The sequence below is a fragment of the Streptomyces sp. NPDC091281 genome (assembly GCF_044757425.1).
Lineage (GTDB): Bacteria > Actinomycetota > Actinomycetes > Streptomycetales > Streptomycetaceae > Streptomyces.
In genome coordinates, this window is sequence record NZ_JBIVUY010000011.1 from 105,934 (window position 1) to 122,093 (window position 16,160).

13 protein-coding genes are annotated in these 16,160 nt (G+C 74.4%); 9 read left to right on the forward strand and 4 right to left on the reverse strand.

What is annotated here, in order from left to right:
• Window positions 1-60: 60 nt before the first annotated feature.
• Window positions 61-936, forward strand: a complete 876-nt coding sequence (locus tag ACIQPQ_RS26525; RefSeq protein ID WP_401308173.1) for a helix-turn-helix domain-containing protein — start codon at window positions 61-63, stop codon at window positions 934-936.
• The gene (locus tag ACIQPQ_RS26530; RefSeq protein WP_401308175.1) at window positions 933-1,592 is read left to right on the forward strand and encodes a response regulator; all 660 of its coding nucleotides are present in this window, start codon (window positions 933-935) and stop codon (window positions 1,590-1,592) included. Before ACIQPQ_RS26525 ends, ACIQPQ_RS26530 begins: the two co-directional genes overlap by 4 nt.
• Here ACIQPQ_RS26530 and ACIQPQ_RS26535 read toward each other — a convergent pair.
• On the reverse strand, window positions 1,582-1,938 hold the full coding sequence (locus ACIQPQ_RS26535) for a response regulator (protein WP_401308177.1): 357 nt from the start codon (window positions 1,936-1,938) through the stop codon (window positions 1,582-1,584). The genes ACIQPQ_RS26530 and ACIQPQ_RS26535 overlap by 11 nt on opposite strands.
• 470 nt (window positions 1,939-2,408) lie before the next feature.
• On the opposite strand from ACIQPQ_RS26535, the gene ACIQPQ_RS26540 reads away from it, so the two are divergent.
• From ACIQPQ_RS26540 to ACIQPQ_RS26565, 6 genes are all read left to right on the forward strand, one after another.
• A complete protein-coding gene (locus ACIQPQ_RS26540; protein WP_401308180.1) occupies window positions 2,409-2,894 on the forward strand; it encodes a (2Fe-2S)-binding protein in 486 nt (161 codons plus the stop codon).
• On the forward strand, window positions 2,891-3,886 hold the full coding sequence (locus ACIQPQ_RS26545; RefSeq protein ID WP_401308183.1) for an FAD binding domain-containing protein: 996 nt from the start codon (window positions 2,891-2,893) through the stop codon (window positions 3,884-3,886). The genes ACIQPQ_RS26540 and ACIQPQ_RS26545 overlap by 4 nt, the downstream gene beginning before the upstream one ends.
• A 106-nt stretch (window positions 3,887-3,992) precedes the next feature.
• On the forward strand, window positions 3,993-6,176 hold the full coding sequence (locus ACIQPQ_RS26550; RefSeq protein WP_401308186.1) for a xanthine dehydrogenase family protein molybdopterin-binding subunit: 2,184 nt from the start codon (window positions 3,993-3,995) through the stop codon (window positions 6,174-6,176).
• Window positions 6,177-6,285: 109 nt separating this feature from the next.
• Window positions 6,286-7,506, forward strand: a complete 1,221-nt coding sequence (locus ACIQPQ_RS26555; protein WP_401308190.1) for an XdhC family protein — start codon at window positions 6,286-6,288, stop codon at window positions 7,504-7,506.
• Window positions 7,507-7,648: 142 nt separating this feature from the next.
• Window positions 7,649-8,266, forward strand: coding sequence for a ScbR family autoregulator-binding transcription factor (locus ACIQPQ_RS26560; protein ID WP_383773317.1), 618 nt, complete (start codon window positions 7,649-7,651; stop codon window positions 8,264-8,266).
• A 317-nt stretch (window positions 8,267-8,583) separates the two neighbouring features.
• On the forward strand, window positions 8,584-11,775 hold the full coding sequence (locus tag ACIQPQ_RS26565) for an alpha-L-rhamnosidase (RefSeq protein ID WP_401308194.1): 3,192 nt from the start codon (window positions 8,584-8,586) through the stop codon (window positions 11,773-11,775).
• Window positions 11,776-11,811: 36 nt separating this feature from the next.
• Here the strand turns inward: ACIQPQ_RS26565 and ACIQPQ_RS26570 are convergent, their stop codons facing one another.
• From ACIQPQ_RS26570 to ACIQPQ_RS26580, 3 genes are all read right to left on the reverse strand, one after another.
• The gene (locus ACIQPQ_RS26570; protein WP_401308197.1) at window positions 11,812-12,207 is read right to left on the reverse strand and encodes a hypothetical protein; all 396 of its coding nucleotides are present in this window, start codon (window positions 12,205-12,207) and stop codon (window positions 11,812-11,814) included.
• Between the two features lie 73 nt (window positions 12,208-12,280).
• Complete coding sequence (locus ACIQPQ_RS26575; protein WP_401308200.1) at window positions 12,281-12,985, reverse strand: response regulator; 705 nt, start codon at window positions 12,983-12,985, stop codon at window positions 12,281-12,283.
• On the reverse strand, window positions 12,982-14,241 hold the full coding sequence (locus tag ACIQPQ_RS26580) for a sensor histidine kinase (protein WP_401308203.1): 1,260 nt from the start codon (window positions 14,239-14,241) through the stop codon (window positions 12,982-12,984). Before ACIQPQ_RS26580 ends, ACIQPQ_RS26575 begins: the two co-directional genes overlap by 4 nt.
• Before the next feature lie 308 nt (window positions 14,242-14,549).
• Between ACIQPQ_RS26580 and ACIQPQ_RS26585 the strand changes: the two genes are divergently transcribed.
• On the forward strand, window positions 14,550-16,112 hold the full coding sequence (locus tag ACIQPQ_RS26585) for an alpha/beta hydrolase (protein WP_401308205.1): 1,563 nt from the start codon (window positions 14,550-14,552) through the stop codon (window positions 16,110-16,112).
• Window positions 16,113-16,160: the final 48 nt, after the last annotated feature.

Genomic DNA, 16,160 nt, shown 5'->3' on the forward strand with positions numbered 1-16,160 from the left:
ATACGTACACCTAAGGAGAGCGCTTTCTGTGCGGCTTCTTCTTCCAGTAGCGTGACGCGTATGCACAGCGTCAATCCGCTCGGCGATTTCATTCGCGCCCGCAGGGCGGCCACGAAACCGGACCAGGTCGGCCTGCCGGACGGTCGGCCCCGGCGGACGGCGGGACTCCGTCGCGAAGAAGTCGCGCTATTGGCGGGAGTCAGTGAGGGCTATTACGCCCGCCTTGAACAGGGCCGTGAGAAACGGCCCTCCGATCAGGTGCTGAACGCGCTCATCCGGGTATTCCGGCTCGACACGGACGACGCGGAGTACCTGCACCGGCTCGCCCGGCGCGGCACGCGCACCCACGGCCGGAGCTTCCCCGACACGGTCGACGAGGCCTCCCCGGACGTGCTGCGCCTCATCGCGGGCTGGAGCGTACCGGCCCTGGTCCTGGGGCCGCGCCTCGACGTCCTCGGAGCCAACCGACCCGGCCACGCCCTGTTTCCCGCACTGCCGCCGCGGACCAACGCGGCCCGATATCTCTTCCTCGATCCCGCGTCACGGACCTTTTGTCTCGACTGGGAGGAGATGGCGGAAAGCGCGGTCGCCGCATTGCGTTCCCACGCCGACCAGGTTCCCGACGACCGGCGCCTCACCCACCTCATCGGCGAATTGTCCGAGAAAAGCGAAGAATTCCGCGCACTGTGGGACCGCTACATAGTTTCCCCAAGGGCGTACCAGTGCCGACGATTCCACCACCCCGAAGCGGGGGAACTGAGACTGGCATTCCAGAATTTCACCGTCAACGACGCACCGGGCCAGCAATTGGTCACGTTCCAGGCGGAGGCGGGCTCCGCGAGCGAGAAGGCGCTCGCACGTCTCCTGGCGGCCGCCGGGCGGTACGATCCGTCGGGTGGGACCCCGTCGCGGAGCGTTCCGGAGGACGAGGCATGAAGGCTGCGATCCGGGTCGTCCTGGGCGACGACCAACCCATCATCCGCGAGGGTGTGACGACGATCCTCACCCGGGCCGGAATCGACGTCGTCCGCGTCGTCGACAACGCCGTCGACCTGGTGCGGGCCGCCGCGGAGGACCGTCCGGACGTGGTGATCACGGACATCGTGATGCCGCCCGGCGACACGGACGCCGGTCTGCGGGCCGCCCTGGCCGTCCGGGCCGCCCACCCCGGGACCGGCGTCATCGTGCTGTCGCAGTTCCTGGAGGCGGGCTACGCCCTCGACCTCGTCGGCGACGACCCGCGCGGCGTCGGGTACCTCCTCAAGGAGAAGGTCGCCGAGCCAGAGACCCTCAGTGACGCGGTGCACCGTGTGGCCGAAGGCGGTTCGGCGCTCGACTCGGACGTGATCGCCAGCCTGGTGGGCCGCAAACGCGCGGCGGGCCCGTTCGACCGGCTGACGCCCAAGGAACGCGAGGTCCTCGCGCTCATGGCGGAGGGCCACTCGAACTCCGGCATCGCGGCGAGACTCGTCGTGACCGTGCCCGCGATCGAACGGCACGTCACCGGCATCTTCCTCAAACTCGGGCTGCACCCCACGGAGTCGACACAGCACCGACGCGTGGTCGCGGTCCTGGAGTACCTCAAGAGCTGAGCAGCGCGGCCAGGTCGGTGTCGTAGAGCAGGTCCTTCGTCACGAAGGCCACGACCCCCGCAGCGGCCAGCTCCTCCGCCGACCACGGTGACCTGTCCGTCGACGTCAGCACCACCCGCGGCGGACACTGGCCCGCCCCGAGCGCTCTGGCGACGGACATCCCGTCCTGGTCCGGCAGATGGACGTCGAGCAGCACACCGTCCGGCCGGTGCGCCCGCGCCGCGGCGATCGCGGAGGCGCCGTCGGCGGACTCGGCGACGACCCGCATGCCCCGCGCCCTCAGAAGCGCCTCGGCCATGCGCCGGAAGCCGGGATCGTCGTCGACGAGCAGAACGTTCACCGCCACATACGCCAGGTTGAGGCACTCGCGGCCACAAAGCCATGGGGACAACCCCACGCCGGACGGGGCAGGGCCGGGTGTACGTGACACGTCCTGGCGGGCCGGGTGGCGGCGCGCGACACTGGACGGGCGTGACGCCCCCGGCACATCGAACCCCGCCGGGACGCGTCATCGGGGCAGCGGACCCACCGGCACCGGCCGGAACCGCTCCGCGGATCCCCGACCGAGTGTCGCATTCCCGCCGATCGGACGGGATGCCGTTCCTGGCCCCGGACGTGCCGCGAGCGCGGCACCGCGGGACCCGCGGTGACGGCCGCGCACCGGAGCCGGGGCCGGAGCCACGGACGACCGTCGCTCACGTCGGCCGTACCCCGGCGGAGGTTCCGACACCCGGAGCGCCTGTCGCCACAGGCGGACGGCGGCCCCGACAGCACGCACCCTCGAACGAGCCACGCGCGAACCGGAGGAACGACACGGTGGAGATCGAGCTGAGGATCAACGGGTCCGCCCGGCGGCTGGACGTCCCACCGCAGGTGAGCCTGCTCGACGCGCTGCGCGAGTACCTGGGGCTGACCGGGACGAAGAAGGGATGCGACCAGGGCGCGTGCGGCGCCTGCACCGTGCTCGCCGACGGGCGGCGGATCAACGCGTGCCTCGCGCTGGCCGTGCAGTACGAGGGCCGTGAGATCACGACCATCGAGGGCGTCGACCACCCGCTCCAGCGGGCGTTCGTGCGGACCGACGGGTTCCAGTGCGGCTACTGCACACCGGGGCAGATCTGCTCGGCGATCGGCATGCTCGCCGAGCACAAGGAGGGCGCGCCCAGCGCGGCCACCGAACACCTCGGCGTCACGGGCGGAGAACTCGACGACGCCGAGATCCGGGAACGGATGAGCGGCAACCTGTGCCGCTGCGGCGCCTACAACGGCATCGTCTCGGCGATCAAGGAGGTCGCGGAATGAAGACGTTCTCCTACGTCAGCGCGCCGGACACGGACACGGCACTGCGCGCGCTCGCGGACGGCGCCGACGTCAAGCTCCTCGCCGGGGGGACGAACCTCGTCGACCTCATGCGGGAGGGCGTCGAACGTCCCGCGACGGTCGTGGACATCACCCGCCTGCCGCTGGACGGGATCGACGAACTGCCCGGTGGCGGACTCCGCGTCGGCGCCCTGGTGACCAACAGCCGGCTCGCCGCGCACCCCCTCGTCAGGACCCGCTGTCCCGTCCTGGCGCAGGCGATCCTGCTCGGCGCCTCGGCGCAGCTGCGGAACATGGCGACCGTCGGCGGGAACCTCCTCCAGCGCACCCGCTGCATGTACTTCTACGACGAGGTGTCCGCGTGCAACAAGCGCGCTCCGGGAAGCGGCTGTGACGCGCTGGGCGGGTTCTCCCGCTGCGCCGCCGTGCTCGGGGTGAGCGATCACTGCGTCGCGACCCATCCCTCGGACATGGCGGTGGCGTTGGTGGCGCTCGACGCGGTCGTCGAGGTGGAGAGCGTGCGCGGCGTCCGGCGCGTACCGGTCACCGAGTTCCATCGCCCGCCCGGCGACACCCCGCACATCGACACGGTCCTGGCCGCCGACGAGCTGATCACGGCCGTCGAGATCCCGTGGACCGCGGTCGCGGCGCACTCGCGCTACCGGAAGGTGCGCGACCGCGCCTCCTACGCCTTCGCCCTGGTCTCGGTCGCGGCGGCGCTCGCCGTCGAGGACGGGCGGGTCACCGAGGCGCGGCTCGCGCTCGGCGGGGTCGGCACCAGGCCCTGGCGGGCCGCCGCGGCCGAACGGGTGCTGGTCGGTGGACCGGCGACCGAGGAGGCCTTCCGGCGGGCGGCGGAGGCCGAACTCGCGGCCGCTCGGAGCGGACCGCAGAACGCCTTCAAGGTCGAACTCGCGTGCCGCACGGTCGTCGCGACCCTCAGGCAGCTGGTGACCGAAGGAGGCGCCGTCTGATGCCTAGGGCGAAGGCGGGAGCAGGGGCGGGGAGCAGCGCTCCCGACCGGTCGGCGGGGTCCGCGCGCGACGGGCGCGCGGGCGGTACGGAGAAGGGCAGGACGGCATGAGGACGATCGGACAGCCACGCGACCGTGTCGACGGCGGGGTGAAGACGACCGGTGCGGCCAGGTTCGCGGCAGAGCACTTCCCGCCCGGCCTCGCGCACGCCGTCCTCGTGCACGCCACGATCGCCCGGGGCCGGATCACCGCGCTGCACACCGGCGAGGCGAGCGCGGTGCCGGGTGTGGTCGCCGTCCTCACCCACCGCAACGCGCCCCCGCTCAGACCGCCGTCCAGGCCGAACCTGTTCAACGTGGCGATGCTGTACTCCGGGACCCTGGTGAACTACCTCCAGAGCGACGAGGTGCACTGGGAGGGGCAGCCGATCGCGGTGGTCGTCGCGGAGAGTTCCGCCGTCGCCCGGGAGGCCGCGGCGCTGGTCCGGGCCGAGTACAGCGCGGCGGAGTCCGTCGTGGACTTCGAGGCCGCCGAGAAGGACGCGCGGCCGCAGCCGAACAACCCGTTCTTCCCCCGAGGGGCCACGAGCGGTGACGCGGAGGCCGCGCTCGCCGCGGCGCCGGTCGCCCTGGACCTGCGCTACACGACCCCCCAGCAGAACCACAACGCGCTGGAGCTGCACGCCGCCACAGCGGTCTGGGACGGTGACCGGCTCACGATCCACGACACCGCCCAGTCCATCGACTGGGTCCGCACCCACCTCGCGAGGCGCTTCGGGGTGCCCATGACGAACGTGCGCGTGCTGGCACCGTTCGTCGGCGGCGGCTTCGGCGGCAAGTCCGCGCTCTGGCCCGGCACCGTTCTGGCGGCCCTGGCGGCCAGGGCGACGCGCCGCCCCATACGGCTGGTGCTCTCGCGGGAGTCGGTCTACCGCACGGTGGGCGGCCGTACCCCGTCGATCCAGCGGCTCGCCCTCGGCGCCGAGCGCGACGGCCGGCTGACCGCGCTGGTGCACACGAGTGTGACCCGCTCCAGCCGTATCGGCGGGCCGTTCGAGCAGGTCACGTCCGTCTCCCAGCACCTGTACGCCGCCGGGAACATCCTGGCCCGGCACGACCTCACCCGCGTCGACCTGCTGCCGAACACCTTCATGCGGGCCCCGGGCGAGGCGATCGGCTCGTTCGCCCTGGAGTCCGCCATGGACGAACTGGCGTACGAGCTGGGGATCGATCCGATCGAGCTGCGTCTGCGCAACGAGACGGACGCCGATCCGCTCGACGCCAAGCGGAAGTGGTCGCACCGGAGGCTGCCGGAGCTGTACGCGCTCGGCGCGGAGCGGTTCGGCTGGTACGACCGCGATCCCGCACCCCGCTCGACGCGCGACGGCCGGTGGCTGGTCGGGACTGGCATGGCCACCGCGTTCCATCCGGCGCTGACGCTGCCCGCCCATGTCACGGTCCGGCTGTCGGACGACGGCGGGGTGCTGGTGCGCTGCGGCTTCCAGGAGATGGGCATGGGCGGCGCCACCGCCCAGGCGCAGATCACGGCCGACGCGCTGGGGGTGCCGTTCGAGGCCGTCCGCGTGGAGTACGGCGACTCGGCCCTGCCGGTGTCGCCGCCCGCGGGCGGTTCCCCGCAGACCGCGAGCATCGCGGCCGCTGTGGTGCGGGCGTGCGAGGAGCTGAAGGGCAGGCTCGACGCCATGGCGCGCAGGACGGGCGGCGGTACCGAGGCGGAGATCCTCCGGCGGGCGGGGAAGCCATACATCGAGGCCGCCGTGGGATCGAACACCCGGCTCGGCAAGATCGCCGGGCGGGCCCGCTTCCTTCCGTCCTTCCTGCTGGGGCACCAGCGGCTGATCAAGGCCGCGACGGGCGCGCAGTTCTGCGAGGTGCGGGTCGACGCCGAGACGGGCGAGACCCGGGTCACCCGCTGGGTCGGCGTGTTCGACATCGGCACGGTGGTCAACGCGAAGACCGCGGCCAGCCAGGTGCGCGGGGGCATCGTGATGGGCCTGGGACTGGCGACGGCCGAGGAGACGCTGACCGACCCGCGCACGGGGCGGATCATGAACCCGAGCCTGTCCGAGTACCACGTGCCCGTGCACGCCGACGTCCCGCCGATCGACGTGTCCTTTCTCGACGAGCCGGACCCCCACACCCCGCTCGGCATCCTCGGCGCGGGCGAGGTCGGGATCACCGGCGTCGGCGCGGCCGTCGCCAACGCCGTGCACCACGCCACCGGCAAGCGGGTGCGGGACCTGCCGATCACGCTGGACAAGCTGCTGTGAGACCGCGGACAACGGGGCGCCGTCGTCGTGGGCGGTCGCTCCGGAGCGGGCCGTGCGACGCCGCCCCGAGGCGCTGCACCCATGGAGAACCGACCCGAAGGACCTACGCATGTTCGACATCGCCGACGAGCTGAACCCGTGGCTGGAGGAGGGCAGGAGCTTCGCCGCCGGCACGGTCGTGGCCGTCGGCGGCAGCGCGCCGCGCGGTCCGGGCGCCACCCTCGCCGTCGACGCCGGCGGCACGGCCGTCGGCTCGGTGTCGGGGGGCTGTGTGGAGGGCGCGGTCTACGAGCTGTGCGCGCAGGCCCTCCGGCACGGCGAGGCGGTGCGTGAACGGTTCGCCCACAGCGACGAGGACGCCTTCGCCGCCGGCCTGACGTGCGGTGGTGTCCTCGACGTGCTGGTCGCGCCGGTCCCCGAGCACGGGCCGGGCCGGAGGGCGTTCCGGACGGCCATGTCGGCCGCCGCCCGCGGTGAGGCGGTGGCACTCGCCCGTGTGGTGCGGGGCCCGGGAGGGCTGCTCGGGCGGGCGCTGGCCGTGCACGCCGACGGATCGACCGAAGGCGGGCTGGGCGCGGGCCCCGGCCTGGAGCGTGCGGCCGTGCGCGAGATCCGATCGCTGCTGGGCGCGGGCCGGACGGGCTGCTTCGACATCGCCGAGGACGGGACCCGCTGCGCGCCGGGCCTCACCCTGTTCGTCGAGTCGAGTCTGCCGCCGCCCCGCATGCTCGTCTTCGGTGCCATCGACTTCGCGGCGGCGCTGGTGCGCATGGGCAGGATTCTCGGCTACCGGGTCACGGTGTGCGACGCCCGGCCGGTCTTCGCGAACCGGACGCGCTTCCCCGACGCCGACGAGGTCGTGGTCGACTGGCCGCACCGCTATCTGAGCCGCACCGAGACCGACGCGCGCACGGTGGTGTGCGTGCTCACGCACGACGCCAAGTTCGACGTGCCCCTGCTGGACGTGGCCCTGCGGCTGCCGCTCGCCTACGTGGGCGCGATGGGCTCGCGGCGCACCCACGAGGACCGCCGTCGCAGGCTCCTGGAGACCGACCTCACCGAGGCCCAGCTCGCCCGGCTCCGTTCGCCCATCGGCCTGGATCTCGGCGCCCGGACACCCCAGGAGACGGCCCTGTCCATCGCGGCCGAGATCGTCGCCACCCGCGAGGGCGGCCTGGGCCTGCCGCTGAGCGCGACGCGGACGCCGATCCACCACGACACCGGGACGGGCCGCTCCGGCGGCGCCTCGGCTCCGTCCCGCATGGCCGATTTCCTCCGGGGCGGGGATCCTGCCTATAGGGCCGGACACCGCGACGCCTCGCACAGGTGATCATCGTCGGAGGGGAATCGGCGGGGACGCGGAGGGCGAGGGGCGCGGTGCCGTGGCCGCTGCCCGCCGGGGACGCCGCGCTTCCGCAGCCGACGGCACCGCCGAGCCTGACGGGCGCGACCCCCAGACGAAGGAGCGGCGGATGCCACCGGAACAAGCCCTGGACACCCAGCGGCGAATTCTCACCGCGGCGGGCGCCCTGTTCGCGCAGTACGGCTACGAAGGCGTCTCCCTGTCGGACGTGCTGCACAGCGCGTGCGTCTCTCGCCGTGTGCTGCACCACCACTACCCCGACAAGGCGGCCCTGGCGCGTGCGGTGCTCAGCCACCAGCACACCGCGCTGGTGGCGCCGGACTACCCCGTCCGGCTCCAGGCGCTGATCACGCTCACCCACAGTTATGCCTCGGCGCTGCGGCACGATCCGATCCTGCGGGGCGCCGTGGGCCTGTCGACGGAACCGGGCCCCTACCTGACGCAGGCGCCCTACCAGGGGCCGATCAACTCCGTGGCGGCGCTGCTCAGCGAGGCGAGCGTGCGGGGCGAGCTGCTGCCCGGCGTGGACCCGGCGCGTTCCGCGCGGTTCATCGTGGCCTCGTACACCGGCACCCAGCTGCTCTCCCAGGCGGCGACCGGCCGGGACGACCTGCACGAGCAGATCTCCGTCATGTGGCAGCACCTGCTGCCCGCGCTGGCCGACCCCGGACTGCTGCCCACGCTCCACACCGGGCCCCCGTCCGAGGCGGGCCGCCAGGCCGCCTGAGCCGGATCACCCGCGGCGGCCGGTTCGGTTTGCGTGAAAGCTTTCAATCGCGCCGACGGCCATGAAGCTAGGCCTCTCCCACAGCCCGGGTCAAGGGGTCGGACGCGGCGCGACGGGGCACGGCAGGTTTTCCCTCTTCTCCGCCACAGGTGAGGAGACGGGCGTGCCCGCACCCCTTGACACCCCTCCCTCCCCCTCCTACCTTCCTCCGCAATGAAACGATTCACACTCTCACCCTCGCCGCCTTGACAGTCTCCCGACCACCCACCCCCTGATCGCCCACCTGTCACCCCCTGCGACGCATTACGGAGCCGCGAGTGATCAGCAGAAGACGACTGCTCGGCACCACCGCCACCACGTTGGGCACCGGTCTCGCCGTCGGCGGCCTGCCGTCCGCCGCACAGGCCGCCGGGCCGGCGCGGGCCGCCGCCGCGCGGGTCCTGGAGCCCACCGTCGAGTACGTGCGCAACCCCCTCGGGCTGGACGTCGCCCGCCCCCGCCTGAGCTGGCCGCTCGCCCCGACCGGCGGGGAGCTGCGGCAGACCGCCTATCAGGTCCGGGTGGCGACCCGCGCGGACCTGCTGGCGTCCGCGCCCGACGTGTGGGACAGCGGCCGGGTCGTGTCGGAGCGGTCCACGCTCGTCCCGTACGGCGGGCCCCGGCTCCGGCCGCGGACCCGGTACTTCTGGACGGTGCGGGTCTGGGACGGCGCAGGGCAGGCGTCCGCGTGGAGCGCCGCGTCCTGGTGGGAGACCGGGCTGGTGGAGGCCGCCGCGTGGCAGGCGCGGTGGATCAGCGCCCCGGCCGCGCTCACCGCCGCGCCGAAGCCGGACGGCGCCTCCTGGATCTGGTTCCCGGAGGGCGATCCGGCGTCGAACGCGCCCGCCGCCACCCGCTGGTTCCGGGGCCGGACCGCGCTCCCGCAGGGCCTCACGCGGGCCCGGCTGCTCCTCACGGCGGACGACGGCTACACGGCGTACGTCAACGGGGTGCGGGTCGGTCACGCCGACGCGGTCACCCCCGCCGACAGCTGGCGCCGCCCGGCCGTCATCGACGTGACGCCCCACCTCACCGCCGGGGGCGCGGCCGTGGTCGCCGTGTCCGCGACCAACGCCTCCCCCGGCCCGACCGGACTGCTCGCGGTGCTGGAGCTGACCACCGCCGACGGGGTCCGCACCGTCGTCAGCGACGGGAGCTGGAAGGCCGTCGACCGGGAACCCGCGGGCGACTGGACCGCTCCCGGCCATGACGACGGCGCCTGGCAGCGGGCGAAGGTGCTCGCGGCGTGGGGCGGCGGGCCGTGGGGACGGGTCCAGCCGTTCCACGTGCCCGCGACCCAACTCCGCCGCGAGTTCCGGGTGCCGGGCAAGCGGGTGGCCCGCGCCCGGCTCTACGCGACGGCGCTCGGCCTGTACGAGGCGCGCCTCAACGGCCGCCGGATCGGCACCGACCGGCTCGCACCCGGCTGGACGGACTACCGAAAACGCGTCCAGTACCAGACCTACGACGTCACCGAGCACGTCCGGTCCGGCGCCAACGCGCTCGCCGTCACCCTGGCGCCCGGCTGGTACGCGGGCACGATCGCCTGGTTCGGCACCCGCCAGTACGGCGAACAGCCCGCCCTCCTGGCCCAGTTGGAGATCACGTACACCGACGGCACGACCGAGACGGTCGCCTCGGGTGCCGACTGGCGGGCCGCCGCGAGCCCGGTCACCACGGCCGACCTGGTGCACGGCGAGGAGTACGACGCCCGCCGGGAGACGGCGGGTTGGGACCGCGCCGGGTTCGACGACGCGACCTGGCCGACGTGCGAGCCGACCGCCGGGGTCACCGCCGAGGTCGTCGCCCAGGTCGACGGCGCGATCCGCGTCGCCCAGGAACTCACGGCCCGTACGGTCACGGAGCCGAAGCCGGGCGTGTACGTGTACGACCTGGGGCAGAACATGGTCGGCACGGTCCGCCTGCGGGTGCGCGGCCCGGCCGGGACCACGGTCACCCTGCGGCACGCCGAGGTGCTCAACCCCGACGGGACGCTCTACACCGCCAACCTGCGGACCGCGCGGGCCACCGACCGGTACACGCTCAAGGGCGGCGGCACCGAGACCTACGAACCCCGGTTCACCTTCCACGGGTTCCGCTACGTCGAGGTCACCGGCCATCCCGGCGTGCCCGCCAGGGACGCGGTGACGGGGCTGGTGCAGCACACGGACGCCCCGTTCACCCTGGAGTTCGCCACCGGCGTCGGCATGCTCGACCAACTGCACTCCAACATCACGTGGGGGCAGCGGGGGAACTTCCTGTCGGTGCCCACCGACACCCCGGCCCGCGACGAACGGCTCGGCTGGACCGGCGACATCAACGTCTTCGCGCCCACCGCCGCCTACGTCATGGAGTCGGCCCGCTTCCTGTCCAAGTGGCTGCGCGACCTGCGCGACGACCAGTCCGCCGACGGCGCGTTCCCCGACGTGGCGCCGTTCATCGGGGTCGGCCGGGGCGTCGCGGGCTGGGGCGACGCGGGCGTCACGGTGCCGTGGGCGCTGTACCAGGCGTACGGCGACACGCGGGTCCTGGAGGAGTCCTGGGACTCGATGGTCAAGTGGCTCGGCTACCTGGAGGCGCACAGCAGCGGGCACCTGCGTCCGGCCGAGGGGTACGGCGACTGGCTCAACGTCGGCGACGAGACCCCCAAGGACGTGATCGGCACGGCCTACTACGCGCACGCCGCCGACCTCGTCGCGCGGACCGCGACCGCCCTCGGCAAGGACCCGGCGCCCTACCGGCGCCTGTTCGCGGCCGTGCGGGACGCGTTCCGGGCCGCGTACGTGACCGGCGGCGGCCGGGTGAAGGGCGACACGCAGACCGCGTACGTGCTGGCCCTCTCCATGGACCTGCTCGCCGACGCCGACCGGGCGCCCGCCGCGAACCGGCTCGTGGAGCTGATCCGGGCGCGGGACTGGCACCTGTCGACCGGCTTCCTCGGCACCCCCCGGTTGCTGCCGGTGCTGACCGCGACCGGGCACACCGACATCGCCTACCGGCTGCTGCACCAGCGGACGTTCCCCGGCTGGGGGTACCAGATCGACCGGGGCGCGACGACGATGTGGGAGCGCTGGGACTCGATCCGGCCGGACGGGAGCTTCCAGGACGCCGGGATGAACTCGTTCAATCACTACGCCTACGGTTCGGTCGGGCAGTGGATGTACGAGAACGTCGCCGGGATCGCCGCGGGCGCGCCGGGCTTCCGGCATGTCGTGATCCGGCCCCGGCCGGGCGGCGAGGTGACCTCGTGCCGGGCGCGGCTGCGGACCCTGTACGGGCCCGTCGCCACCCGGTGGACGTCCGCGGGCGGCTTCCGGCTCACCACCGAGATCCCCCCGAACACGACCGCCGAGGTGTGGATACCGGCGGCGAAGGCGTCCGACGTCCGGCACGACGGCGCCCGGTTCGCGCGGATGGAGGACGGCTGCGCGGTGTTCACGGTGGGCGCGGGCACCCACCGATTCACCTGACCGGGAGGCGTGCGGGGGCCGGGCGTCGGCGGTGGGTCAGCCGGCGCCCGGCGTGTCGTCGTCGGGGTCCTCGGTGGCGTAGAAGGAGGGGCCGAGGCGTCTCGACAGGACGTCACCGGGGGCGATGGTCTCGGTGACGGAGCCGTCGGAGGCCACCGTCAGCACGGCGTAGTAGCCGATCGCCCGCCAGTCGCTGGGTTCGTGGTACCAGAACTCCGGTTCCTCGCCGGGAAGTTCGGTGCGCAACTGGGGGATCAGCCGCTCCAGGGTGGCGCCGCCCACCAGTCCGCTGAGCACGACGACCACGGGCGCGGGGGCGGCGGTGCCGGTCGTGCGCCACACACGGACGTGGGCCCAGCCCACCCGTCCGTCGACGTCGTGCCGGTACTGCTCGTCACGGACCAGTTCGGGGTATACGCGGTCTGCGGTCACGGGGGTCCCTTCCCACTCGGGTCTCGCTCCGGTTCTCGCTCCGGGCCCGAACACGCGCTCGCGTGACGGGACTTCACGGTACTCGCCCGGCCCCGGAGGCCGGGGTGTGCTCGCCGCGGTCGGGGCGGACGAGTCCGCTCTCGTAGGCGAAGACGACGGCCTGGACCCGGTCGCGGAGGTCGAGTTTGCGCAGGATGCGGCCGAGGTGGGACTTGACCGTGGCCTCCGCGAGCGAGAGGGCGGACGCGACCTCGGTGTTGGTGAGGCCGCCCGCGATCCGGGTGAGGACCTGGCGTTCGCGTGCGGTGAGGCGGTCCAGCAGCGCGGCGTGCGGGGCCTTTTCGGTGGTGGGCAGGTGGGTGGCGAGGTGGTCCAGGAGGCGGCGGGTGAAGCGGGGCGAGACCGCCGCGTCGCCCGCGGCGACCGCGCGGACGGCGGAGAGCAGGTCGCCGGGGCGGGTGTTCTTCGCGAGGAAGCCGGAGGCCCCGGCACGCAGCGCGGCGAAGGCGTGGGCGTCGAGGTCGAAGGTGGTGAGGATGAGGACCCGGCTGCCGGGGACGTCGCGTACGACGTCCCGGGTGGCCTCGATGCCGTCGGTGCCCGGCATCCGGACGTCCATGAGGACCACGTCGGGGCGCAGGGCGCGGGTGAGGCGCACGGCCTCGGCGCCGTCGGCGGCCTCGCCGACGGTCCGGATGTCGGGCTGGGAGTCGAGGACGGTGGCGAAGGCCGCGCGCAGCAGCGCCTCGTCGTCGGCGATCAGGACCCGGATCGTCATCCGGCCCGCCCGGTGGCGGGGGCGACACGACCGCGGGCGGTGCCGACGGTCCCGGTGCCGCGGGTGGCGGGGGTCTCGCGCTCCTCGGCGGAGCCCAGGTCGAGGCGGGTGCGGACGCGCCAGCCGCCGCCCTCGCGGGGCCCGGCGGTCAGGGTGCCGCCGTACGCGGCGGCGCGTTCCCGCAGGCCGGGCAGTCCGTGGCCGGTGGACGCGGGGGCGGACGGGCGGGCGGCGGGGCCGTCGTCGGTGACGTCCACGGTGACGGTGCGGGCCGTGCAGTGGACGGTGACGCGGGCCTCGGTGCCGGGCGGGGCGTGCTTGAGGGTGTTGGTGAGGGCTTCCTGGACGATCCGGTGGACGGTGAGCTGCGCGGTGGCGGGGACGTGGGCGTGGTCGCCGCGCACGTCGAGCGTCACGGGCAGTCCGGCGGCGCGGGTGCGGTCGGCGAGCGGGGCCAGGCCCGTGATGCCGGGCGGCGGGCGACGGTCCTCGCCGGTTTTCGCGTCGTGCTGTGCGCCGTCGGGCTGGAGCACGTCGAGGACGCGCCGCATGTCGGTGAGGGCCTGGCGTCCGGTCTCGGCGATCCGGCTCATCGTGACCGTCGCGGGGTCGGCGGGCCGGGGCGCGGTGAAGGCGGCGGCGTCGGCGAGGGCGACCATGACGGAGAGGTTGTGGGTGACGATGTCGTGCATCTCGCGGGTGATGTGGGCGCGTTCCTCGGCCGCCGCGAGCCGCGCCCGCTGGTCCCGCTCGCGCTCCATCCGTACCGCGCGCTCGCGTTGGGCGCGCACGTTCAGGCCGACGGCGGCGGCGGTGGCGGCGAGCGCGGTGAGGGCGACGGTGGTGCCGAGGAGGCGGCCGTCGGTGGCCCAGCGCAGCGCGGCGAGGACGATGCCGCCTTCGAGGACGGCCGCCGCGACCACCAGGGCGCGCGGGGAGGCGTACACGGCGACCGAGTACAGCGCGACCAACAAGGCGACGTCGGCCGGTAGTTGAAGGTCCAGGAGCCACTGGGCGAACGCGGCGGCGGCGACCGCGCCGAACACCGCCAGCGGGGCCCGGCGGCGGGCTGCCAGGGGCAGCAGCAGGGCGGCGCTCGACGCTACGGCGACCGTGCGGCCCGCCACCGCGGCTGTCGTCAGCGGCAGGAGGACCGCCACCAGGAGCGCGTCCGCCGCCGCGGGCGGCAACCCGGCACGGACGCGGGGCGCCCACTCCGCCGCGCGCGCCGTCCACGTCGCCTGGGGAGAACTCATCGCACACGTTCCTCGCCGACCGGGGCCTTTTCAGGGGGGTTTCACGGTACGTCGCGCGCCGCGGCGGGGGCATGCGTCCCTCGGCGGAGCCCCGGCCGCCCGGCTGCGACCCCAGAAGGACCCGGTCTCCTCCCCCGGTTGCAACGGCGCGTCCGCGGCGACGGTGCGCCGTCCGACCGGAGTGGGGTACGGGTGGCGCCGGATGCCGACCGGGAGGCGATGTGCGGGCGGGCAGCGGCGGCCTACGGTGCGGCGACCGGCGGCAAAGTCCCGTCGACCCCAAGGCATTTCAGCAAGGAGATCTCGTGATGCGTGCACGTACCGTGACGGCCACCGCCGCCGCGCTGACGGCGGTGGTCCTCGCGGGCCCGGCCTGCTCGCCCCCGGTGCCCCCGCCGGGCAGCCGGGCGGCGGCCCACGCCCCGGAGCGGTTCGCGGGGCAGGCCATCGCCTGGCACGCCTGCCGCACCGGCCCCGACGACACCGAGGGGGAGGAACTCGACGCGGCGGGCGCGCGCTGCGGGGAGGTCACCGTGCCGCTCGACCACCGGCACCCCGAGGGCGCGACCCTGGACGTGGCGGTGTCGCGCCTCCCCGCGACCGACCCCGCCCGGCGGCGCGGCGCGCTCCTCTACAACCCGGGCGGTCCCGGTGTCCCCGCCCGGTATCTCAGCCTGCTGCTGCGCCGGGCCGAACCGGAGGTCGCCGCCCGCTACGACCTGATCGGCATGGACCCCCGGTTCGTGGGCCGCAGCGCGCCCCTGGACTGCGGCTGGCCCACCGTGTCCGTCGGCGCCGCCGGGCCGGACCGCGCGGGCTTCGAGAAGAACGTCCGGCTGGCCCGTGAGCTGGCGTCGCTCTGTGCCGGGCGGCGGTCGGTGCTGCCGCACGCCTCGACGCGCAACACCGCGCGCGACATGGACGTGGTGCGGTCCGCGCTCGGCGAGCGCCGCGTGTCGTACCTGGGCTCCTCCTACGGCACCTACCTGGGGGAGGTCTACCTCCAGCTCTTCCCCGGCCGGGTCGACCGGGCGGTCCTCGACAGCCCGCTGGACCCGGACCTGTTCGGCCCGGACCTCACCCGGACCGCCGGACCGGCCGTCGAGCGGGCGCTGCGGCGGTGGGCGGGGTGGGCGGCGCGCCACGACGACCGCTACCACCTCGGCGCGACCGGCGCGCGGGTGCGGGAGACGGTGGGGCGGCTGACGGCGGCCGTGGAGCGGCGGCCGGTCCGGATCGGCGGCCACGCCGTCGACAGCCGCGTCCTGCCGCAGCTGCTGTGGGGCGTCACCGCGGGCGACGACGCGGAGGCGTACGGGGGGTTCGCCGCCGACGTGGGGGCGCTGGTCGCCGCCGCGCGCGGGGACGACGGGGTGGAGGTCCCGTCCGGGCTCGCGGCCACGCTGGAGGGGCTGGCCTCGGCGGACGGGGACGGCACGTTCAGCGCGCAGACCGCGATCCAGTGCGCGGACCGGGCCGTCTCGCGCGACCCGGAGACCTCCTACCGCGACATCGAGGCGCACCGCGCGGACGAGCCCGTGTTCGGGCCGCTCACCCGGACGGTGACCCCGTGCTCGTTCTGGCCCGTCGCCCCGGCGGAGCCGCCCACGCGGGTGCGCAACGACGTGCCCGTGCTGCTGGTGGGGGCCTCCGGCGACCCGGCGGCCGTCCGCGCGGGACAGCTCTCGGCGCACCGGGCGCTGACCGGCTCCCGGCTGGTCACCCTGCCCGGCGCCTTCCGGCACACCGTCTACGCCGGGCTCTTCGCGGCCCGCGACGCCTGCGTGGAACGCGCGGTGAACACCTACCTGGTGGACGGCGTGCTGCCCGACCGGGACGTCACCTGCCCCCGGCCCGCGCCCGTACCGTGAACCGCGGCCCGTCGCAAGGGAGTTCGGTCCACGCCCCGTCGCAGGGGA